This is a genomic window from Streptomyces sannanensis (assembly GCF_039536205.1).
GTDB lineage: Bacteria > Actinomycetota > Actinomycetes > Streptomycetales > Streptomycetaceae > Streptomyces > Streptomyces sannanensis.
The window spans coordinates 3,383,809-3,404,377 of sequence record NZ_BAAAYL010000001.1; the positions used below are offsets into that span (position 1 = coordinate 3,383,809).

At 70.8% G+C, this 20,569-nt stretch carries 19 protein-coding genes and 1 tRNA gene; 15 read left to right on the forward strand and 5 right to left on the reverse strand.

From position 1 onward, the window contains the following. Window positions 1-148: 148 nt before the first annotated feature. Complete coding sequence (locus ABD858_RS15995) at window positions 149-1,564, reverse strand: S1C family serine protease (RefSeq protein ID WP_345037933.1); 1,416 nt, start codon at window positions 1,562-1,564, stop codon at window positions 149-151. A 159-nt stretch (window positions 1,565-1,723) separates the two neighbouring features. Here ABD858_RS15995 and ABD858_RS16000 point away from each other — a divergent pair, with 159 nt between their 5' ends. The 3 genes from ABD858_RS16000 (at window position 1,724) to ABD858_RS16010 (ending at window position 4,289) form a co-directional block, all read left to right on the forward strand. Continuing rightward, window positions 1,724-2,545, forward strand: coding sequence for a glycerophosphodiester phosphodiesterase (locus ABD858_RS16000; protein ID WP_345037936.1), 822 nt, complete (start codon window positions 1,724-1,726; stop codon window positions 2,543-2,545). 69 nt (window positions 2,546-2,614) lie between these two features. Further along, complete coding sequence (locus ABD858_RS16005; protein ID WP_345037940.1) at window positions 2,615-3,214, forward strand: ATP-binding protein; 600 nt, start codon at window positions 2,615-2,617, stop codon at window positions 3,212-3,214. Between the two features lie 88 nt (window positions 3,215-3,302). Continuing rightward, window positions 3,303-4,289, forward strand: a complete 987-nt coding sequence (locus tag ABD858_RS16010) for a DUF5926 family protein (protein WP_345037942.1) — start codon at window positions 3,303-3,305, stop codon at window positions 4,287-4,289. A 371-nt stretch (window positions 4,290-4,660) separates the two neighbouring features. Here ABD858_RS16010 and ABD858_RS16015 read toward each other — a convergent pair whose 3' ends face one another. After that, window positions 4,661-5,383: a bifunctional DNA primase/polymerase gene (locus tag ABD858_RS16015; protein ID WP_345037944.1), complete on the reverse strand. Its 723-nt coding sequence runs from the start codon at window positions 5,381-5,383 to the stop codon at window positions 4,661-4,663. Between the two features lie 560 nt (window positions 5,384-5,943). On the opposite strand from ABD858_RS16015, the gene ABD858_RS16020 reads away from it, so the two are divergent. Further along, entirely contained in the window at window positions 5,944-7,314 is a 1,371-nt protein-coding gene (locus ABD858_RS16020; protein ID WP_345037946.1) for a PP2C family protein-serine/threonine phosphatase, read from the forward strand. Window positions 7,315-7,401: 87 nt separating this feature from the next. Continuing rightward, complete coding sequence (locus ABD858_RS16025) at window positions 7,402-8,868, forward strand: aminopeptidase P family protein (protein ID WP_345037949.1); 1,467 nt, start codon at window positions 7,402-7,404, stop codon at window positions 8,866-8,868. Between the two features lie 35 nt (window positions 8,869-8,903). Here the strand turns inward: ABD858_RS16025 and ABD858_RS16030 are convergent, their stop codons facing one another. Next, the gene (locus ABD858_RS16030) at window positions 8,904-9,353 is read right to left on the reverse strand and encodes an ATP-binding protein (RefSeq protein ID WP_345037951.1); all 450 of its coding nucleotides are present in this window, start codon (window positions 9,351-9,353) and stop codon (window positions 8,904-8,906) included. 222 nt (window positions 9,354-9,575) lie between these two features. On the opposite strand from ABD858_RS16030, the gene ABD858_RS16035 reads away from it, so the two are divergent. The 9 genes from ABD858_RS16035 (at window position 9,576) to ABD858_RS16075 (ending at window position 19,083) form a co-directional block, all read left to right on the forward strand. Then, a complete protein-coding gene (locus ABD858_RS16035; protein ID WP_345037952.1) occupies window positions 9,576-10,361 on the forward strand; it encodes a hypothetical protein in 786 nt (261 codons plus the stop codon). A 105-nt stretch (window positions 10,362-10,466) separates the two neighbouring features. Then, window positions 10,467-11,228, forward strand: a complete 762-nt coding sequence (locus ABD858_RS16040; RefSeq protein WP_345044582.1) for a YcnI family copper-binding membrane protein — start codon at window positions 10,467-10,469, stop codon at window positions 11,226-11,228. Between the two features lie 44 nt (window positions 11,229-11,272). Further along, window positions 11,273-11,929 carry an SCO family protein gene (locus ABD858_RS16045; RefSeq protein ID WP_345037954.1) on the forward strand — a complete coding sequence of 219 codons (657 nt, stop codon included), beginning with the start codon at window positions 11,273-11,275 and terminating at the stop codon, window positions 11,927-11,929. Then, on the forward strand, window positions 11,926-12,387 hold the full coding sequence (locus ABD858_RS16050; RefSeq protein WP_345037956.1) for a copper chaperone PCu(A)C: 462 nt from the start codon (window positions 11,926-11,928) through the stop codon (window positions 12,385-12,387). Before ABD858_RS16045 ends, ABD858_RS16050 begins: the two co-directional genes overlap by 4 nt. A gap of 23 nt (window positions 12,388-12,410) precedes the next feature. Continuing rightward, window positions 12,411-14,303, forward strand: a complete 1,893-nt coding sequence (locus ABD858_RS16055; RefSeq protein WP_345037958.1) for a copper resistance CopC/CopD family protein — start codon at window positions 12,411-12,413, stop codon at window positions 14,301-14,303. A 32-nt stretch (window positions 14,304-14,335) separates the two neighbouring features. Further along, entirely contained in the window at window positions 14,336-15,562 is a 1,227-nt protein-coding gene (gene efeB, locus ABD858_RS16060) for an iron uptake transporter deferrochelatase/peroxidase subunit (RefSeq protein WP_345044585.1), read from the forward strand. 27 nt (window positions 15,563-15,589) lie between these two features. Beyond that, window positions 15,590-16,525 carry a prephenate dehydratase gene (pheA, locus tag ABD858_RS16065; protein ID WP_345037960.1) on the forward strand — a complete coding sequence of 312 codons (936 nt, stop codon included), beginning with the start codon at window positions 15,590-15,592 and terminating at the stop codon, window positions 16,523-16,525. A gap of 480 nt (window positions 16,526-17,005) precedes the next feature. Continuing rightward, window positions 17,006-18,283, forward strand: coding sequence for a serine--tRNA ligase (gene serS, locus ABD858_RS16070; RefSeq protein WP_345037962.1), 1,278 nt, complete (start codon window positions 17,006-17,008; stop codon window positions 18,281-18,283). After that, window positions 18,280-19,083, forward strand: coding sequence for an HAD family hydrolase (locus tag ABD858_RS16075; protein WP_345037965.1), 804 nt, complete (start codon window positions 18,280-18,282; stop codon window positions 19,081-19,083). Before serS ends, ABD858_RS16075 begins: the two co-directional genes overlap by 4 nt. Window positions 19,084-19,094: 11 nt before the next feature. Here ABD858_RS16075 and ABD858_RS16080 read toward each other — a convergent pair. Beyond that, a tRNA-OTHER gene (locus ABD858_RS16080) sits at window positions 19,095-19,208 on the reverse strand. Window positions 19,209-19,452: 244 nt separating this feature from the next. Here ABD858_RS16080 and ABD858_RS16085 point away from each other — a divergent pair. Then, complete coding sequence (locus ABD858_RS16085) at window positions 19,453-19,842, forward strand: DUF488 domain-containing protein (protein WP_345037967.1); 390 nt, start codon at window positions 19,453-19,455, stop codon at window positions 19,840-19,842. A gap of 4 nt (window positions 19,843-19,846) precedes the next feature. Here ABD858_RS16085 and ABD858_RS16090 read toward each other — a convergent pair whose 3' ends face one another. Beyond that, complete coding sequence (locus ABD858_RS16090; RefSeq protein ID WP_345037969.1) at window positions 19,847-20,566, reverse strand: ABC transporter permease; 720 nt, start codon at window positions 20,564-20,566, stop codon at window positions 19,847-19,849. Between the last annotated feature and the right edge of the window lie 3 nt (window positions 20,567-20,569).

A 20,569-nucleotide genomic window follows, 5' to 3' on the forward strand; every position in this document is an offset into this window, starting at 1 on the left:
CGCGGGCTGCTGACGCTGGTCGTACACCGGCAACTCCACGGTCGCGTGCGTCACGGCGACCGGCGACTACGTCGCGTTGAAGTACCAGCCGGAGAAACGGACGAGGGTGGGTGCCGGAGTACGGCACCCACCCTCGTCCGCGCTCGCGTCAGTTGTCGCCGCTGCGCTCGCCCAGGGTGATCTGGGTGGTGTGTTCCTTGCCGCCGCGCTCATAGGTCACGGAGACCGAGTCGCCGGGCTTGTGGGTCCAGATTTCGCTGATCAGGGTCGGACCGCTGTCGATCGCACGGTCGCCGAGTCGGGTGATCACATCACCCGACTTCAGCCCCGCCTTGGCCGCCGGGCCGCCGGGGACGACCGCGGGTGTGCCGCCGGCGCCCTGAGTGGCAATGACTGCACCGGAACCCTGGTCCTCCATGGCGACCGTGGCACCGATGACCGGGTAGACCGGCTGTCCGGTCCTGATCAGCTGCTCGGCGACGGTCTTCGCCTGGTTGATGGGGATCGCGAAGCCCAGTCCGATGGAGCCCGACTGCGTCTGGCCCAGACCGCTGCCGGTCGACTGGATGGCGGAGTTGATGCCGATGACGGCGCCGCGCGAGTCCAGCAGCGGACCACCGGAGTTGCCGGGGTTGATGGAGGCGTCGGTCTGCAGGGCGCTCATGTACGAGGACTTGCCGCCGGAGCCGTCGCCCGAGGCCACCGGGCGGTTCTTGGCGCTGATGATGCCGGTGGTGACGGTGTTGGACAGACCGAAGGGCGCGCCGATGGCGATGGTCGAATCGCCCACCGCGACCTGGTCGGAGTTGCCCAGCGGCAGCGGGGTGAGGCCGGCCGGGGCGTTCTTCAGCTTCAGTACGGCCACGTCGTAGCCCTGGGCACGGCCGATCACCTCGGCGTCGTACTTCTTGCCGTCGGCGAAAGTCACGGTGAGTGTGCCGCCGTCCGCCGCAGAGGCCACCACATGGTTGTTGGTGAGGATGTGGCCCTGCTTGTCGTAGACGAAGCCGGTGCCGGTGCCGCCCTCGCCGCCCAAGCCCCCGGCCTGGGCCTCGATGGTGACGACGCTCGGCAGTGCCTTGGCCGCCACCCCGGCGACCGTGTCCGAATCGCGCTTGAGGTCGGTGGGCGTGCCGGAGGCGGAGACGGTGGTGGAGCCGATGGCGCTGTCGGTCCGCTCGGCGGCCCAGTAGCCGATACCGCCGCCGACGCCGCCTGCGAGCAGCGCGGCAACCAGCACGGTGGCGGCCAGGCCGCCCCTGCGCCGGCGACCGGCCGGCGCGGGCACGGCCGCCGCGGCGCCCCAGACAGGGCCGCCGCCGGAACCGCCGTGGGCGGGGTACGCGGGGGGAGCGGGAGGCCAGTCGCCGCCACCGGCGGGCGCGTCCGGGGGCAGGTGTCCCGGAACGGGGCCCGACGGCTGCTCAGCGGCGGGCTCGGGAGAGATTCCGGAGGCGGGCCCCGCCGAGTAAGCGGGCGGAGCGGACGGGGCGGCCGGTGCAGGAGTTGCAGGCGGGGTCGCCGGAACCGCCGGGACCGTAGTGCCCTCGTTCTCGGTGCTCACAGCTCTCTCCTTGGTTCCACATCGGCTGGCGGTATGTACACGTCCACCTTGGCCCACAGCACGTCAGACCACTGTAAGCAGGATCTGTGCGTCCACGCGTGATCCTTTACTTCAAGACAAAGCGGACACCCCTGCCGGGCGGTCTGACACCATGACGCGGTGACCCATGCACGTCGGCACCCGAACCAGCCCCCGATCCAGGTGGTGGCCCATCGTGGGGCCTCCGAGGACGCCCCCGAGCACACCCTGGCCGCGTACAAAAAGGCCATCGAGGACGGCGCCGACGCCCTCGAATGTGATGTCCGCCTCACAGCGGACGGCCACCTCGTCTGCGTGCACGACCGCCGCGTCAACCGCACCTCGAACGGCCGCGGCGCCGTCTCCGCCTTCGAGCTCGCCGATCTTGCCGCCCTCGATTTCGGCTCCTGGAAGGAGGACCCGGTCGAGGCGCCCGACTGGGACCGGGACAGTACGTCCGTACTCACCCTGGAACGGCTGCTGGAACTGGTCGGCGACACCCGTGCGGGCGGCCGCCGTATCGAGCTGGCCGTCGAGACCAAGCACCCCACCCGCTGGGCCGGCCAGGTCGAGGAACGGCTGTTGTCCCTGCTGAGGCGTTTCGGCATGGACTCACCGGCGCCGGACGAGCCCTCCCCGGTGCGGGTCATGAGCTTCTCCGCGCGCTCGCTGCACCGGGTGGCCGCGGCGGCTCCCGGCATCCCCACCGTGTATCTGATGCAATTCCTGTCGCCCCGGCTGCGCGACGGGCGGCTGCCGGCCGGCTCCCGGATCGCGGGCCCGGGCATCCGGATCGTCCGCAGCCATCCCGAGTACGTCGAGCGGCTGCACGACGCGGGCCACCAGGTGCACGTATGGACCGTGAACGAGCCGGAGGACGTCGACCTGTGCGCACGGCTCGGCGTGGAGGCGATCATCACCAACCGCCCCAAGCAGGTCCTGGCCCAGTTGGGACGCCGCTGAAGCACCACCGGCAGGCGGCCCCTCACAGGGAGTGCACCGGCGCGTTCGGTCCGTATTCGATCGTTACGAATGCGTCACTGGTGCACGCCTGGCCGGTTTCCGGTCCAGGCCATGGGGGCATCCACTCCGTGGCGTGGGGCAAAGGAGGTCTCGGGGGTGGCGTTGGTGGTGGCACAGGAGGTGCCCACGTCGTCGAGCATGGCCGTACCCCATGGCCCTGCGGGCGTGGGGCAGGCACGGCATCGGATGCAGGAGCAGTTGCTCGGCAGCGGGGTGCCTGAATCGGTCGTCGACGATGCCGTACTGATCCTTTCCGAACTGCTCAGCAATTCCTGCCGGCACGGCAGACCGCTGGGCCACGCGGACTCCGGCGACGGCGATGTACGCGCCGCCTGGCGCGTCGACGGGGCGGGGCGGCTGACGGTGGAAGTGACGGACGGAGGCGGCCCGACCCGCCCGATTCCGGCCAAGCCCTCGGTGACCGCACGCGGCGGCCGCGGCCTCAACATCATCAAGGCGCTCGCCCAGGACTGGGGCGTACGCGACAGCGCGTCCGGCGAGGTGACGGTGTGGGCCGTCGTCACGCAGGGCCATCGCCGCGAGGATTTCGCCACCCGTCTGGCGGTGCCGGGCTTCGACTTCGCGGACGCGTACGACGACCTGGACTGATCGCGACGGTCAACGGCGGGGCCGACGCCCGACTTGCGACTAGGCTCGCGCCCGACATCGCACCACCGCAGTCGGGAGAGAGCCCACCATGGCCAAGAAACGCCCCCAGGTGAAGGGCAAGCCTCAGCGGACCGAGGGAGCCCCCGCCGCAGGCGCTGATGAGAACGTGCCTGTCGTCGGGGCCCGTGAACCCTGCCCGTGCGGTTCCGGCCGCCGCTACAAGGCCTGCCACGGCCGGACCGCCGCGCACGCAGTGACCGAGCTGGTCCAGCGCCCCTTCGAGGGCCTGACCGGCGAATGCGACTGGATCGCGCTGCGCGAGCTCGTGCCCGCAGCGACCGTCGCGCTCACCCTGAAGGGCGGGCTGCCCGAGGGCGTGCCGTCCGTGACGCTGGCGACCGTGCTGCCGATGGCCTGGCCCGCGCTGCGCCGCGAGGACGGCTCGGTCCTGCTCGGCCTGCAGAACGACACCCCCTCCGGCGACCTCAGCCGAGACCTCGCCGCCACCCTGCAGCAGGCGCTCTCCGCCACGCCCGGCACCCCGGTCACCGGGGCCCGCGCCTCCGCCGGGGCGCCGCGCCTGCAGGACCTGCTCGCCCCCGAGGCGCCCTTCGAGCCGGTCGTGCACTCCGGCTTCGCGTTCTGGGTGCCGGACTCCGAGAACGCCAGCCCCGAGGTCAGCGCCTCCCTGGAGCGCGCCAACGCCGCCGCGATCCCGACGGTCAAGCTGCGTGGCGTCGACGCCGCCTACTGGTGCGAGACCCCGGAGAAGAACCATCTGCGTTGGGTCATGCCGCACCCCGAGGAGCGGCTGCTCGACGCGCTGGCCCGGCTGCACGCGGCGGGTACGTCGTCGCTGGGCGAGGGTACCCGGCTGGTCGGCTCCTTCCGGGCGCACGGCCTGACCGTCCCGGTCTGGGACCTGCCGCACGGCATGGGCGCCGAGGAGTGCGAGAAGCCGGCGGCCGAGTTCGCCGAGCGCCTCGCGGCAGCGCTCACCACGGACGCGCCGCTGACGGCGGAGGAGCGCCGGGCACGCGGCGGGCTCACCAACCGCCAGATCACGCTGAGCTGAGTGACTCCGGTCACAACGCGTGGTAATGGCTGGTAAATCCCGGCCCGAATAACAGAGATCGAATTTGCGAACGGCAGATCTCTTGTTACGGTTCAGTTAGCCCGATCGCTGGTGCATCCCCCGTCGCCAGCGATCGGGCGTCTGCGTTCCCGGGGCAAAGTGCGGGCATTTATCGCACACGAACGATCGGCCAACTCCCCCCGTTCTGCGGCGAGTTGCTTCCGGAGCGCAACAACAGCGGACCGTCGCGGCCGGAGCCGACCGGGGCGAATTCCGAGACCGTCGCGCACGGAAGTCAGTTCCGTACCGATGATGTGGCGGAAGGACGTCCGGCGAGCCGCGCGCCCATTTCCCGGACGGCTCGGCCGAGCTCACACCCGTACGAGTGATTCGACCAGCGCGTCCAGGACCGCTTCCACATCGGGCAGCCAGGGCGCGGCCGAACCGGGGACGAGGTCTCCCCCGCTCGAACGAAGTCGAGAGCTCGGGGAAGGGCCGCGCTCCCAGCGCACCTGTCCGGCCCCCACCTCTGACGGCGGCAACACCAGATAGCCACCCGCGCCGTGGAAGCGCAGCGAGCCCGGCACCCGGTCCTTGGCGTACAGCAGTTCACCGAGCCGTTCCAGGGAGTACGGCGCCACCAGCAGCGACCACCGGGCGGGCGTCGCGACCACCGGGCCGAGCCGCATCCCCGCCCGGTCGAGGGCTGCCAGCGCGCGGGCGCCGGCGATGGCGGGCACGCTCACGGCGCATGGCGCGGCGCCGCCGGTGGCCAGGACGACCGGGGCGGTGGGGCGGTTGGTCCACCACCAGCGCACCATGCGCTCGTCGGTCGTGGCGGCCGGCAGCCCGGGATCGAAGGGGTGCTCACCGGGAACGGTGCACTCGGGGTCGGGGCAGGCGCAGGCCCGGCCACGACCGCTCCGGCCGCCGCTGTCCCGGGCCAGTCCCACACCGGGAAGCACCGGCCATTTCCATGCGGTGGCGCATGTCAGCGCCGCGTCGAGATGGGCAGGCCTCCCGCCCCCCGCCTTCGACGGGGACAACCCGAGCCGGGACAGGAGCCTGCGCCGCCTTCCGAGGATCTCGCGCATGAGCGCTCGTTCCTTTCCGTTGAACGCCGAGGTCCACATCACACCGTGTGTGCATCACTTCACTGCGCGTACACGCTCTGTACAAGCCTGCTGCACGAGTAACCCGTCAGAACCGAGCGAAGGCTGTGCCCATTAAAACCATGGCGAGGGGTGGCGCGCGCATGGCGCTTGCCGGCCCTGTGTGCTACCCCGCCATTCGGGGGTGGAGGCGAGACCGTCAGCGACTGAGACGCCCGGGCCCGCTGCGGGGTTCCGAGGCGGCCTCAACTGCCCCTGGCCGTCACCGATTACGTACCCACCACGCTCGACACGACGCTCCCCCTTGCCTGATCCAGGAGGGGAGGCACTGCCGAACACCCACAGTCGACCGCAAATATCCACCACTTGGGGCATTTTTTGGCCAAGTTGGGTTCCCCGTTGACACCAGGAGTCTCACGAGGACAATGCTGGACATCCCCTCACGTGTGCGTGTACATGTGGATGCATTGGTGGCGGCGCAGAATCACATGGGGGTTTGCGATGCTGTTCAGCACAATCGCCCTGCCTGAAAGACGGCTGCCATGAGCGCCGCGCTCCCGCCGAAAGTGGCCGGAATCGATCCTGGCGTCCCCACCCCCGCGCACACTATTGCGCCCCTCCTCAGCTCCACGCCCGCTCCCGGAGCAGTGATCCAGGACCGGCTCGCCGGCTGGGTCTCCGATCTCACCGCCCTGTACGAGCTCACCGAGCGGCTCGCCCGCACCGGCACCCTCGACGGGGCACTGCGCGAACTGCTGCGGGCCGGTGCCGGCCTCGTCGGAGCCCGCCGCGGCCTCGTCGTCCTCGAACCGGGCGACAGTCTCGGCCCCGGCACCACCATCGGCCTCGGCCTGGACCAATCCGACCTCGGCCACATCGAGACCCTGCCGCGCTCCACCACGTCCTACGGCCGCATCCTGGACGGACTTCCGCCCGTGGGCCCGGACGGCATCGCCCACCCCGACATCCTCGGCGAGCCCGGCCTCGACCCCCGTCATCGCGAGGTGGCCGCCCGCCTCGGCTACGCGGCCAGCTACACGCTGCCGCTCGCCACCGAAGCCGCCGGCCGGCTCGGCGTCGTGGTCTGGCTGTACGACAAACCGGCCGAGCCCGCCGAACGCCGCCGCCACCTGGTCGGCCTCTACTGCCGGTACGCCACGGAGCACGTGGCCCGCCTGCTCGAACTGGAACGCGCCCGCAGGGACGTGGCCACCGTCGCCGAGGAACTGCTGCCCAGCCGGCTGCCCCGGATCCCCGGAGTCCAGCTGGCCGCGCGCCACCGCGCGGGCACCCGCGGCGGCGACTGGTACGACGCCATGTCACTGCCCGAGGGGGCGCTCGGCCTCGCCGTGGGTTCGGTGACCGGCTCGGGCCCGAGCGCCCTGGCCGCGATGGGCCGGCTGCGGGCCTCCTTGCGCGCGTACGCCGTCATGGAGGGCGAGGATCCCGTCGCCGTACTCTCCGACCTCGAACTGCTGCTGCGGCTGACCGAACCCGCCCGCTCGGCCACCGCGCTCTTCGCGTACTGCGAGCCCGCCCACCGCAGGATCGTGCTCGCCGGGGCCGGGCACACCCCGCCGCTGATCATCGGCGACCGGCGCGCGGACTTCGTGGAGACCTCGCTGTCCGCTCCACTGGGGATGCTCGCGTGCTGGGAGGCCCCCTGCGTGGAGGTCTTCCCCGCACCCGGAGAAACGGTATTGCTGTACACGGACGGGCTGCTGCACCGCACCGGCGAACCCACGGACCGCGCCTTCGCGCGGCTCCACGCGGCCGCGGCGAGCGTGCCGAAGGCGCTGCGCGACGACCCCGGCTCGATCGCCGACCATGTGCTGCGGACCGTGCTGCCGCACGGCCTGGACCACGGGGGCGACGGCGAGGACGTGGTGATCCTGGCAGCCCGTTTCGGATGACCAGTCAGTAGCTTTCCGGCCTGTAGTCCCTTACCGGCCACCCGTACGATGTGAAATGGTTCAGCGTCGTACTGAGGAGGCAAGACCGTGGCCGAAGAGCTCACGCCGGAGACCCCGTCGGAGACTGAGGAACAGCCGATCAAGCAGCGGAAGAACGGACTTTACCCGGGCGTGTCCGACGAGCTCGCAGCAAATATGCAGTCCGGCTGGGCCGACACCGAGCTGCACGACCTTCAGCCGATCGCGCAGGCCGAGCACACCGCACGCCGCCGCGCCGCGCTCTCCGCGCGCTTCCCCGGTGAGCGGCTCGTCATCCCCGCGGGCAACCTGAAGACCCGGTCCAACGACACCGAGTACTCCTTCCGCGCCTCCACCGAGTACGTCTACCTGACCGGCGACCAGACCCAGGACGGCGTCCTGGTCCTGGAGCCCAAGGGCGACACGCACGAGGCCACGATCTACCTGCTGCCGCGCTCCGACCGCGAGAACGGCGAGTTCTGGCTGGACGGCCAGGGCGAACTCTGGGTCGGCCGCCGCCACTCCCTCTCCGAGGCCGGACAGCTGCTGGGCCTTCCCGCCCAGGACGTCCGCGAGCTGCCCGCGCAGCTGAAGGAGGCCACCGGGCCGGTCCGCAACGTCCGCGGCCATGACGCCGCCATCGAGGCCGCGCTCACCGACAAGGTCACCGCCGAGCGCGACGAGGAGCTGCGCACCTACCTCTCCGAGGCGCGGCTGGTGAAGGACGAGTTCGAGATCGCCGAGCTGCAGAAGGCCTGCGACTCCACCGCCCGTGGCTTCGAGGACGTCGTGAAGGTCCTCGACAAGGCCGAGGCGACGTCCGAGCGCTACATCGAGGGCACCTTCTTCCTGCGCGCCCGCGTCGAGGGCAACGACGTCGGCTACGGCTCCATCTGCGCCGCCGGCCCGCACGCCACCACCCTGCACTGGGTGCGCAACGACGGCGCGGTCCGCTCCGGCGACCTGCTGCTGCTCGACGCCGGCGTGGAGACCAACGAGCTCTACACCGCCGACGTGACCCGCACGCTGCCGATCAACGGCCGCTTCACCGAGCTCCAGCGCAAGATCTACGACGCGGTGTACGAGGCCCAGGAGGCCGGCATCGCGGCGGTCAAGCCCGGCGCCAAGTACCGCGACTTCCACGACGCCGCCCAGCGCGTGCTCGCCGAGAAGCTCGTCGAGTGGGGCCTGTTCGGCGACCTCGACGTCGAGAAGGTCCTGGAGCTCGGCCTCCAGCGCCGCTGGACGCTGCACGGCACCGGCCACATGCTCGGTCTGGACGTCCACGACTGCGCCGTGGCCCGCACCGAGACGTACGTCGAGGCCACGCTGGAGGCCGGCATGGTCCTCACGGTCGAGCCGGGCCTGTACTTCCAGGCCGACGACCTGACCGTGCCCGAGGAGTACCGCGGCATCGGCGTCCGTATCGAGGACGACATCCTGGTCACCGAGGACGGCAACCGGAACCTGTCGGCCGGCCTGCCGCGGCGGGCCGACGAGGTCGAGTCCTGGATGGCGGGCCTCAAGCAGGCCTGACGACCGCCCCCGCACCCCGTACGAGGGCGCGCCGCTCAGCCCACCCTGAGCAGCGCGTCCTCGCGCCATTTGAGGACCTTGTCGAAACTCACCACCGCGCCCTGCCCCGGGCCGTTCCCGAAATGGACATGATCGGCGAGCTCCTCGATCAGTGACAGCCCCCGGCCGTGCTCGGCCAGGGCGGAACCCGTCTCGGCGGGGCAGGCCCGGCGGGACGGAAAACCGGGCCCCGAATCGGCGACCTCGATCCGGCACTTCTCGCCGTCCAGATACGCCGTCACCCGGTAGGCCTCGCAAGCCCCGCCGGACCCCTCGTCGCCGCCGTGCTCGACCGCGTTGGCACAGGCCTCGGTGAGCGCGACCGACAGGTCGTAGGAGATGTCCGGATCGACCCCGGCGGTCTCCATGGTGCCGAGCAGCAGGCGACGGGCGAGCGGAACGCTCGCAGCCTCGCGCCGCAAGTGGAGTGACCACCAGATGCTCATGCTCCGGCCTCCTGGCTGCGGCTCGACATACCGATACCTATTGCCGCGCCGCGTGGTCCGTAAGCACACCATCGGCGCGAAAGCACCCGATCGGCGGATGCGCGGACCTCGTATGCCGGTGTATATCGGCATCCAGGGCCGGACGACTACTTTTCGGACCTCCGGCGATTTTCCGGACCTGCCGCACGGCGCGGGGGGCCGCGGTGCGATGATGGCCCGGCCATGTCTCTTCCCGTCGGGCGCACCGGAGCCGGTCCACGGCTGCTGAGGGCCGCGGTGTTCACCGCGGTCTGCGTCGTGCTGTCCGCGACGGGACACGCCCTGGCCTCCTGCGCGCCCGTCCCCTGGTGGACGCTGACCCTCGGCTTCCTCGGGACGTTCACGGCCGCGCTGACACTCGCCGGGCGGGAGCGCTCGCTGCCGGCCATCACGGCCGCGCTGGCCTGCGGACAGTTCGCCCTGCACACCCTGTTCGGCCTCGGCCAGCACCGTGCCGCGTTGGAGGCGTCCGCGAGCAGCGACGCCTCGCTGCTGGCGCTCGCCACGAAGCTGATCTGCGGGCCCGGGAACGGTCGCATGACCGTGGCCGACGCGCACCGCATAGTCACCGACGCCGGTCTCGACCCCACCGCGCAGCACCATCACCCGGCCCCGTTGCCCGCCGAGCCCACGACCGCGCTGCTCACCCTCCCGATGGCGCTCGGGCATCTGCTGGCCGCACTCGCGGCCGGCTGGCTGCTGCGCCGCGGCGAACTGGCACTCCTCCGGCTGGCCCGGCTGTCGGCGCACGGTGCCGGCGAGCTCGCGGCAGCCGCGCTCGTACGCTCCCTGCGCGCCGCGCTCGCGCTCGTACGGGCCCTGCGCGCCGGACTCCCCGGCGCGCCCTCGCATGGGCCGCGCGCCCCGCGCACCGCCGGCGCAGCGCTTCTTCCGTGCGCCGCCGAGCCTCTCCAGCACACGGTGATCAGGCGCGGGCCCCCCGCGGACGAGTACTCCCTCGCAGCCTGACGCGACCCGCTCCGCCGGATCTCTCCACGGAAGCGGTATCGCGCCGTCCGCGCACACCCGTGCGCCGGACCTCGCTTCCCGTTTCCAGAACCTGGAGATCCCGTGATGAACACCTCTCGCCGTATCGCCGTCACCGGCTCGATCGCCGCGTCCGCCGTACTGCTGCTCTCCGGCCCCGCGTTCGCGCACGTCAGCGTGCAGCCGCAGGGCGAGGCCGCGAAGGGCGGCTACGCGACCGTCAACCTCAAGGTGCCGAACGAGCGGGACAACGCCTCGACCGTGAAGCTGGAAGTCACCCTCCCCGCCGACCACCCGCTGGCGTCCGTGATGCCGCAGCCCGTGCCCGGCTGGAAGGCCGAGGTCACCAAGAGCAAGCTCGCCAAGCCGCTCGAGGTCCACGGCAAGAAGATCGACGAGGCCGTCACCAAGGTCACCTGGACCGGCGGAAAGATCGAGCCGGGCCAGTTCCAGCAGTTCCCGCTGTCTCTCGGACAGCTCCCCGAGGACACCGACCAACTGGTCTTCAAGGCCCTCCAGACGTACTCCGACAACGAGGTCGTCCGCTGGATCGAGGAGCCGAAGGAAGGCCAGGCGGAGCCGGAGAACCCCGCGCCCGTCCTGAAGCTGACCACGCCCACCGGCGACGACCACCACCACGGCACCGGCTCCGGCTCCGGCTCCGGCGAGAAGGACGACAAGAGCGGCGGCCACCACGACGAGGCCGCGGGCGAGCACGAGCAGGAAGCCGCCGCGTCTTCCGCCGACAGCAGCGACACCACCGCCCGGGCGCTCGGCATCGCGGGCATCGTCATCGGCATCGCGGGTGCGGCCTTCGGCGTGATCGCCGGCCGCCGCCGCTCCGCGTGACCCCGCCCCCTCGCACACCGACCCCACAACTGGAACACATCTCCATGCGCAAGAAGAACGTGCTGGCCGCCGCGCTCGCCGCGGTGGCAGCACTCACCCTGTCCGCGTGCGGCGCCGGCGACACCAAGGCCGCCGACAGCCCCGTCGCCGAGGTCCCCGCCGCGCCGACCAAGGCCGCGACCGTACTCGACCAGCCCTTCGAGAAGCCGAACCTGGTGCTCACCGACACCAAGGGCAAGCCCTACGACCTGCGCGAGCAGACCAAGGGCAAGCCCACACTGATCTTCTTCGGCTACACCCACTGCCCCGACGTCTGCCCGCTGACGATGAGCAACATCGCCCTGGCCAAGAAGCGCCTCCCCAAGGCCGACCAGGACAAGCTCCAGGTCGTCTTCGTCACCACCGACCCCGAACGCGACACCCCCGCCGAACTCGCCAAGTGGCTCCCCAGCGCCGGCGACGCGTCCTTCACCGGACTCACCGGCGACTTCCCGACCATCCAGGCCGGGGCCCGTCAGATCGGCATCGGCATCGACCCGCCGCACAAGGAGAAGGACGGCAGTGTCACCTCCATGCACGGCGCTCAGGTGATCGCGTTCTCCCCCAAGACCGACAAGGGCTACGTCGTGTACGGCGACGACACCACCGCCGACGACTACGCCAAGGACCTCCCCAAGATCATCAAGGGGGAGAACCCGTGAGCCGCCGCACCGTCCTCGCGGCCTGCGCGGCGATGACCGCGAGCCTTGCGCTCGCGGGCTGCCTCGGCTCCGGAAGCTCCGACGGCAAGCCGGAACTGAAGGTCAGCGGCGCCTACATGCCGGAGCCCGTCGACGCCGAGATGGCAGGCGGCTTCCTCACCGTCAGCAACAGCGGCCCGGCCGCCGACAAGCTCACCTCGGTCACCAGCAGCCTCTCCAGTGACATCACCATCCACGAGACCAAGAACCAGAAGATGCAGCGGGCGACGTCCTTCGACGTCCCCGCCAACGGCACCCTCGACCTCGAACGCGGGGGCAGCCACATCATGTTCATGGGACTCAAGGAGAAGCCGAAGCCGGGCCAGAAGGTCCCCGTCGAGCTGCACTTCGAGAAGACCGGCACCGTCAAGGTCGAGCTTCCGGTGAAGGAACGCACCTACAACCCGAAGCACCACTGAGCGAGCGAGGGACTGACACACCCATGACGGCCACCGCCCCACGCTCCTTCAGTACCGTCACCGTCCTGGCGCGCCTGCTGACCGTCGTCGCGGCGCTCCTCGGCACGCTGCTCACCGGCGCGGCGCCCGCCTCCGCGCACGCCGCGCTGACCAGCAGCGACCCGAAGGACGGGGCGGTGGTCGCCACCGCTCCCCGGTCCGTCAGCCTCACCTTCTCCGAGCAGGTCGCGATGGACGACGACTCCATCCGCGTCCTCGACCCCGCCGGCAAGCGCGCCGACACCGGAGAACCGACCAACCTCTCCAGCGGAAACATCGTCAAATACGGCACCGGCCTCCGCGCCGGCCTGCCCGACGGCACCTACACCGTCGCCTGGCAGGCCGTCTCCGCCGACAGCCACCCCGTCTCCGGCGCCTTCACCTTCTCCATCGGCGCCCCCTCCACGACCACCGTCGCCCTGCCCGACCAGCAGGTCGGCGGCGGGCTCGTCGGCGCCCTCTACGGCGCCGCGCGCTACGCCGCGTACGCCGGATTCATCCTGCTCGTCGGCGGCGCCGCATTCGTCCTCGCCTGCTGGCCACGCGGGGCGGGCGTACGCCCCGTGCAGCGCCTCGTCGTCCACGGCTGGGTGACCCTCACCGCGGCCACCCTCGCCCAGCTGCTGCTGCGCAATCCGTACACCGGCTCCGGTGAGCTCGGCGACGCCTTCGACCTGGCGGGACTCAAAGCCGTACTGGAGAGCAAGGCCGGAGCCGCCCTGGTCTCCCGGCTGCTGCTGCTCGGCGCCGCGGCGCTCTTCGTCGCCGTGCTCTTCGGGGCGTATGCGAGAAGGGAGAACGACGGGGACGCCGCGGAGAAGAAGGACCTCGCCTTCGGGCTGTCCATCGGCGGCACCGTCGTCGCCGCCGGAATCGCCGCCACCTGGGCACTCTCCGAGCACGCCTCGACCGGTATCCAGCCGCTCGTCGCGATGCCGGCCGATGTACTGCACCTGCTGGCCGTGGCCTGCTGGCTCGGCGGGCTCACGACACTGCTCGTCGCCCTCCACCGGGCTCCTGACATCGAACGCACCGCCGTACAGCGCTTCTCGCGGCTCGCCTTCGGCAGCGTCCTCGTCCTGGCCGTCACCGGGATCTACCAGTCCTGGCGTCAGGTCGGCTCCTGGTCGGCGCTCACCGACACGTCGTACGGGCAACTGCTGCTCGTCAAGATCGGCCTGGTCGCCGTCCTCATCGGCGTGGCCTCGATCTCGCGGCGCTGGACCGGACGGCTCGCCGAGACGTACGAGCCGGAGGAGCCGGAAGCCGAGGAACGCGTTACCGTTCCCGCGGAACCGGCACCCGCCGACCCCGCACGCGCCGCACAACTCGCCCGGCAGCAGGCCGCGATCGCCACCACCGCCCGCAAGCGGCAGCGGGACGCCGACCCCGAACGGTCCGGGCTGCGGCGGTCCGTGATGGCCGAGGCCCTGATCGCGGTGGTGCTGCTGGCCGTGACGACCGTACTGACCTCCACCGAACCCGGCCGCACGGAAGAAGCTGCCAGAGCGGCGGGTGGCGCCGCCGCGGCGGACCGCCCCGTCAGCATCAGCATCCCCTTCGACACCGGCGGCCAGGACGGCCGGGGCACCGTCCGGATCGGCCTCGATCCGGGACGTACCGGCTCCAACAAGCTGGACATCCGGCTCGACCGCCCCGATGGGCGCCCGCTGGACGCCCCCGAGGTGAAGGCCGCCTTCACCCTGAAGGCCAAGGACATCGGGCCCCTGCCGGTCGTGCCCGACCGCATCGCCACCGGGCACTGGAGCGCTGCCGGGGTGCAGATCCCGATGCCGGGCGAGTGGGAGATCGCCGTGACCGTACGCACCTCCGACATCGACCAGGCAACCGTCAAGAAGAACGTGAAGATCGGCTGACCAGCGTGAGCGACACCGTGAGCAACATCGAGATGTCCAGGCGACGGCTGCTCGGCACCGTCGGCGCGGCGGGCGCGGCCGGACTCGCGCTGGGCGCCGTGGGCGGCGCGGCCGGTTACGCCGCCGCAGAGGAATCCGACAGCGGGGCCGCACTGACCGACGTCGGTGCGACGGAGGTGATGTTTCACGGGAAACATCAGCCCGGCATCACCACCTCCATGCAGTCCCGCGGCCATCTGGTCGCCTTCGACCTCGCCCCGGGCGCGGGGCGCAAGGAGGCAGCCTCGCTGATGCGTCGCTGGTCGGCCGCCGCGCAGAAGCTGATGGCGGGCGAACCGGTCGCCTCCGGCGGGCAGGACACGGGCATCGCCCTCGACGCCGGGCCCTCCTCGCTGACCGTGACCTTCGGCTTCGGCCGCGGCTTCTTCGACCGTACGGGCCTGGTGGCGCAGCGACCGGCGCAACTGGACCCCCTTCCGGCCTTCTCCGCCGACCGGTTGGACGCGGCGCGGAGCAACGGTGATCTGTGGGTGCAGATCGGGGCGAACGACGGTCTGGTCGCCTTCCACGCCCTGCGCGCCCTGCAGAAGGAGGCGGGCGCGGCGGCCAGGGTCCGCTGGCAGATGAACGGTTTCAACCGCTCGCCCGGGGCGACGGCCAAGCCGATGACCACCCGCAATCTGATGGGCCAGATCGACGGCACAGACAACCCGAAGCCGTCCGACCCCGATTTCGACCGGCGGATCTTCGTCCCGGAGAGCGGGAAGCCGGAGTGGATGGCCGGCGGGTCGTACGCCGTCGTGCGCAGAATCCGGATGCTGCTCGACGACTGGGAGCGTCTCCCGCTCGACAAGCAGGAGAAGGTCATCGGTCGGAAGAAGTCCGACGGTGCCCCTCTTTCGGGTGGAACCGAGACCACCAAGATGGACCTCGACAAGACCGGTCCCGACGGCGGACTCGTCATACCTCTCAACGCCCATGCGCGGATCTCCGCACCCGAGGCGAACGGCGGAGCGGCGATGCTGCGGCGCCCGTTCTCGTACCACGACGGGATCGGCAGCGACGGTGTGCCGGACGCCGGCCTGCTGTTCATCTGCTGGCAGGCGGATCCGCTGAGGGGATTCGTACCGGTGCAGCGCAAGCTCGACCGGGGCGATGCACTGTCGGCGTTCATCCGGCACGAGGCGAGCGGGCTGTTCGCCGTTCCCGGCGCGCCACGGTCAGGGGAGTACGTCGGTCAGCGGCTGCTGGAGTCCTGAGTGCCGCCAGGCCATTAGGGTGAATTCATGTCCGCCACACGCTTCACCTACCTGGGTCCCGAGGGCACCTTCACCGAGGCCGCCCTGCGTACGCTCCCGGAGGCCGCCACCCGGGAGCTCGTCCCGTCGGTGTCCGTGCAGGCCGCCCTGGACGCGGTACGCAACGGGGAAGCCGCGGCCGCCCTCGTACCGATCGAGAACTCGGTGGAGGGCGGAATCACCAGCACCCTGGACGAGCTGGTCGCCGGCGAACCGCTGATGATCTATCGCGAGGTATTGCTCTCCATCGCCTTCGCCCTGCTGGTGCGCCCGGGCACGAAGCTTTCCGACATCAAGACGGTGACCGCCCACCCCGCCGCCCAGACCCAGGTGCGGAACTGGCTGAAGGCGAATCTGCCGGACGCGGTGTGGGAGTCGGCCGCGTCCAACGCGGACGGCGCACGGCTGGTGCAGGAGGGGCGGTACGACGCCGCCTTCGCCGGGGAGTTCGCGGCGGCGACGTACGGACTGGAGCCGCTGGTCAGCGAGATCCATGACATGGAGAACGCACAGACCCGCTTCGTCCTGGTGGGACGGCCGGCCCGGCCCTCGGCACCGACGGGCGCGGACAAGACCTCGGTGGTCATCTGGCTGGGTGACGACCACCCTGGTGCACTGCTGGAGCTGCTCCAGGAATTCGCGGTGCGCGGGGTCAACCTGATGCTCATCCACTCGCGGCCGACGGGGGCGGGTCTGGGGAACTATTGCTTCGCCGTCGACGCCGAGGGGCATATCGCGGACCGCCGGGTGGGTGAGGCGCTCATGGGACTGAAGCGGATCTGCCCGAACGTGAGGTTCCTGGGGTCGTATCCGCGGGCAGGAGTCGAGGCGGCGGAGGTCCTTCCGCTCCGGGCCGGAACCTCCGACCAGGACTTCGTGGCCGCGTTCGACTGGCTGGCGCGCTGCCAGGACGGCCGGGCCTGACCCGCGCGGTGCGGCCGGGGCAAGTTATCCACAGGCACGCTTCTTGGCCTGGGGACAAGTCGACTTGGCGAACACGGCATGGTCGACAAATCGCCCAGGCGTGACAGAGGAGCCCATGAGCGGCAAGTCATTTGCGATCATGCTGTGTCGGCTCAATTCCATCGTTCGGCCCTTTGGGGCGAGAAATTCCCACCCAAATGAGCGTGTGAGACAGGTTTGGGCTGGGAAACGTTCGCCCCGCATGCGGCTTTTGGAGCAATCCCTTCCGAAGTCCACAGCATTCCACACAGGCTGTGGATAACTCGACCGATCCACCGAGGACCCCACATATAGCTGTGGACAAGATTCCCGGTATTTATGACTCGACCGCCGTCCGGGCAATTCCCCTTCACGATCTTGAATTCCGGCAATCGGGGCGAACTGACCACCCGCCCCCGTAATCGTCTGGGAGACGTCAGCGGGCACCGGTAGCCTGGTGGGGTGATTGACCTTCGCCTGCTCCGTGAGGACCCCGACCGTGTTCGCGCCTCCCAGCGCGCCCGTGGAGAGGACGTCGAGATCGTCGACGCCCTGCTCTCCGCCGATGAGCGGCGCAGGTCGTCCGGCGTCCGCTTCGACGAGCTCCGTTCCGAACAGAAGTCGCTGGGCAAGCTCATCCCCAAGGCCGGCGCCGAAGAGAAGGCCGAACTGCTGAGGAAGGCAGAGCAGCTCAAGGCCGACGTCAAGGCCGCCGAGGCCGAGCAGAACGAGGCCGACGAGGAGACCAGGCGTCTGCTGCTCCAGCTCGGCAACCTCGTCCACACCGACATCCCGGTCGGTGGCGAGGACGACTTCACCGTCCTGGAGACCGTCGGCACGATCCGCGACTTCACCGCCGAGGGCTTCGAGCCCAAGGACCACCTGGAGCTCGGCGAGGCGCTGGGCGCCATCGACGTCGAGCGTGGCGCCAAGGTCTCCGGCTCCCGCTTCTACTACCTGACCGGCATCGGTGCCCTGCTGGAACTCGCGCTCGTCAACGCCGCGATCGCCCAGGCCACCGAAGCCGGCTTCATCCCGATGCTGACCCCGGCGCTGGTCCGCCCGCGCGCCATGGAGGGCACCGGCTTCCTCGGCCAGGCCGCCGAGAACGTGTACCACCTGGAGAAGGACGACTTCTACCTGGTCGGCACCTCCGAGGTCCCGCTCGCCGCGTACCACATGGACGAGATCCTGGACGCCTCGCAGCTGCCGCTGCGATACGCCGGCTTCTCCCCGTGCTTCCGCCGCGAGGCCGGTACGTACGGCAAGGACACCCGGGGCATCTTCCGTGTCCACCAGTTCGACAAGGTCGAGATGTTCTCGTACGTCGACCCGGCGGACTCGGAGGCGGAGCACGCGCGGCTGCTGGAGTGGGAGAAGCAGTGGCTGACCTCGCTCGAGCTGCCGTTCCGGGTGATCGATGTGGCGAGCGGTGACCTCGGCGCCTCGGCCTCGCGGAAGTTCGACTGCGAGGCCTGGATCCCGACCCAGGGCAAGTACCGCGAGCTGACCTCCGCCTCGAACTGCAACGAGTTCCAGGCCCGCCGACTGTCGGTGCGCGTGCGCGACGGCAAGCAGATCAAGCCGCTGGCGACGCTCAACGGCACGCTCTGCGCCGTACCGCGCACGATCGTGGCCATCCTGGAGAACCACCAGCAGGCCGACGGCTCGGTGCGGGTGCCGGCCGTGCTGCGTCCGTACCTCGGCGGCCGTGAGGTTCTGGAGCCCACCGCCAAGTGAGCTTCCCCTATCGGCTGATAGCGACCGATCTCGACGGGACGCTGCTGCGTTCCGACGAGACGGTCTCGCAGCGCACGCGCGACGCGCTCGCCGCGGCCACCGCGGCGGGCGCCGCGCACATCGTCGTCACCGGGCGGGCCGTCCCGTGGACCCGGCACATCCTGGACGACCTGGACTATCAGGGCCTGGCGGTCTGCGGACAGGGCGCACAGGTCTACCACGCCGGTGAGCACCGGCTGCTGACCTCGCTGACGCTGGACCGGCAGCTGGCCGCGCTGGCGGTGTCGAAGATCGAGGCGGAGACCGGCCCGCTGGCCCTGGCGGCGAGCCGGGACGGGCTCGACGGCGAGGTGCTGGTCGGCCCTGGTTACCGAACGCTGGACAGCACGGCACTTCCGGCACGGCCCTTCGAAAACCCCGCGGAGCTGTGGGCGGCGCCGCTGACCAAGGTCTACATCCAGCACCCCGTGCTGGACGACGACACGCTGGCGCGGACCGCCCGGCAGACGGTCGGCAATCTGGTGGACGTGGTGGTGGCCGGCCCCGGGATCGTCGAGATCCTGCCGCTGGGGCTGAGCAAGGCGACCGGCCTGTCGCTGGCGGCCCGTCGGCTGGGGCTGCGGGCCGCGGACACGATCGCCTTCGGCGACATGCCGAACGACATCCCGATGTTCGGCTGGGCGGCACACAGTGTGGCGATGGCCGACGCCCACGACGATCTGAAGGCCGTGGCGCACGAGATCACCGCGTCGAACGAGGACGACGGCATCGCGGTGGTGCTGGAGCGGCTGCTCGGCTGACTCCTGCGGGGCGGAGGATGCGCGGATCGAACGCGCGCGGGGGTGACCCCGACCTGGGCTCTCTTCCGATCAAACACAGTTCTGGTCGGAAGCGAGCCCGTGCCTTACCACTCGGCCAATCCTCCTGGGAGGGGCGGCCCGCGCAGAAATGCGCGCTCGAAGCGGCCGCCCCGGGCGGGTCCTGACGGGCGGCTCGTCGGAGTGGTCGGCTACTCCGGTGCCTGCCCCGGTCCGCCCCGCCGGGAGCCCGACGGACTTGTGCTCTCGGTCATCGCCGCGCTCCTCTCCCGGTCGGTGGGATTGCTTACCCGAACCACTGTGCCCGGGAACCGACGGGCGGGCCACTGATTTTCGGGACATCCTGGGGTCATGACAAAGCCCAAGCCCCGGATCCGCATCCGGCGGGTGTACGAGCCACCGTACCCGGACGACGGCACGCGCATCCTGGTCGACCGGCTCTGGCCGCGCGGTCTCAGCAAGGACGCGGCCGCCGTCGACGAGTGGCCCAAGGACGTGACCCCGTCCAACGAGCTGCGCCAGTGGTTCCACAGTCCGTCCGGCGGCCCTGAGGAGTTCCGCCGCCGCTACGAGGCCGAGCTCGACGGCCCGGGCGCGGCCGCCGCCCTGGACCGGCTGCGTACGCTCGTCCGCTCGGGGCCCGTCACCCTGCTCACCGCGGTGAAGGACCCCGAGCACAGCCACGCGTCCGTGCTCGCACGCGTACTGTCCGAGCCGGACCGCCCGGCGGACACCACCTGACGGCTCACTCCTCGCCGGCGAGCGTGAGCGTCCGCAGCTTCTGACCCGCGTACCAGGTGGCAGCCACGGTGACTCCGGCCAGCAGCGCCACCGCCGTCGGCAGCCCGACGTCCGCCGCGATCGCGCCCTCCGCGCCGATGCGTTCCGCCAGCGCAAGCGCCCACTGCTGCACGCTGAGCGTGCGCGCCCCCGGCACCAGGCTGCCGAAAAGGCTCTCCCAGACCAGCGCGTACACGAGCCCGAACACCACCGCATGCCGGCTGATCGTTCCCAGCAGCAGGAACAGCGCGCTGTACACGATGGAGGCGACCAGAGCGGCGACCGTGTAGGCGACCGCGATCTGCTGGCCGTTGGCGTTGAGGATCATGCCCGCGACGAAGGTGGGGACCGCGGAGAAGGCCATGGTCACGGCGATCGCGACGATCAGTTTGGTGAGGATGATCGTCGACCGCTTCAGCGGCTTGGCGAGCAGATAGACGATCGAGCCGTCGTCGATCTCGGGTCCGATCGCGCCGGTGCCCGCGATGACACCGATCAACGGCACCATCGTGGCGAGTGAGAAACCGCCCAGCACCGTGGCGGCGACCTGGTCGTCGGCGCCGGTGAGGAGCCGTACCGCGATCGCGATGGCCAGCAGAAGGGCGGGGAGCCCGAAGAGGATGGCCGCCCGGCGGCGGCCGAGCAGGGCCCGGTAGGTGAGCCGGGCGACTGTGGGGTCGTACATCGC

Coding starts and splice junctions, on each gene's coding strand:
- ABD858_RS16005 (WP_345037940.1), top strand. CDS start 2,615: ATGCGTCACTGGTGCACGCCTGGCCGGTTTCCGGTCCAGGCCATGGGG.
- ABD858_RS16010 (WP_345037942.1), top strand. CDS start 3,303: ATGGCCAAGAAACGCCCCCAGGTGAAGGGCAAGCCTCAGCGGACCGAG.
- ABD858_RS16015 (WP_345037944.1), bottom strand. CDS start 5,383: ATGCGCGAGATCCTCGGAAGGCGGCGCAGGCTCCTGTCCCGGCTCGGG.
- ABD858_RS16020 (WP_345037946.1), top strand. CDS start 5,944: ATGAGCGCCGCGCTCCCGCCGAAAGTGGCCGGAATCGATCCTGGCGTC.
- ABD858_RS16030 (WP_345037951.1), bottom strand. CDS start 9,353: ATGAGCATCTGGTGGTCACTCCACTTGCGGCGCGAGGCTGCGAGCGTT.
- ABD858_RS16035 (WP_345037952.1), top strand. CDS start 9,576: ATGTCTCTTCCCGTCGGGCGCACCGGAGCCGGTCCACGGCTGCTGAGG.
- ABD858_RS16040 (WP_345044582.1), top strand. CDS start 10,467: ATGAACACCTCTCGCCGTATCGCCGTCACCGGCTCGATCGCCGCGTCC.
- ABD858_RS16045 (WP_345037954.1), top strand. CDS start 11,273: ATGCGCAAGAAGAACGTGCTGGCCGCCGCGCTCGCCGCGGTGGCAGCA.
- ABD858_RS16055 (WP_345037958.1), top strand. CDS start 12,411: ATGACGGCCACCGCCCCACGCTCCTTCAGTACCGTCACCGTCCTGGCG.
- efeB (WP_345044585.1), top strand. CDS start 14,336: ATGTCCAGGCGACGGCTGCTCGGCACCGTCGGCGCGGCGGGCGCGGCC.
- pheA (WP_345037960.1), top strand. CDS start 15,590: ATGTCCGCCACACGCTTCACCTACCTGGGTCCCGAGGGCACCTTCACC.
- ABD858_RS16085 (WP_345037967.1), top strand. CDS start 19,453: ATGACAAAGCCCAAGCCCCGGATCCGCATCCGGCGGGTGTACGAGCCA.
- ABD858_RS16090 (WP_345037969.1), bottom strand. CDS start 20,566: ATGTACGACCCCACAGTCGCCCGGCTCACCTACCGGGCCCTGCTCGGC.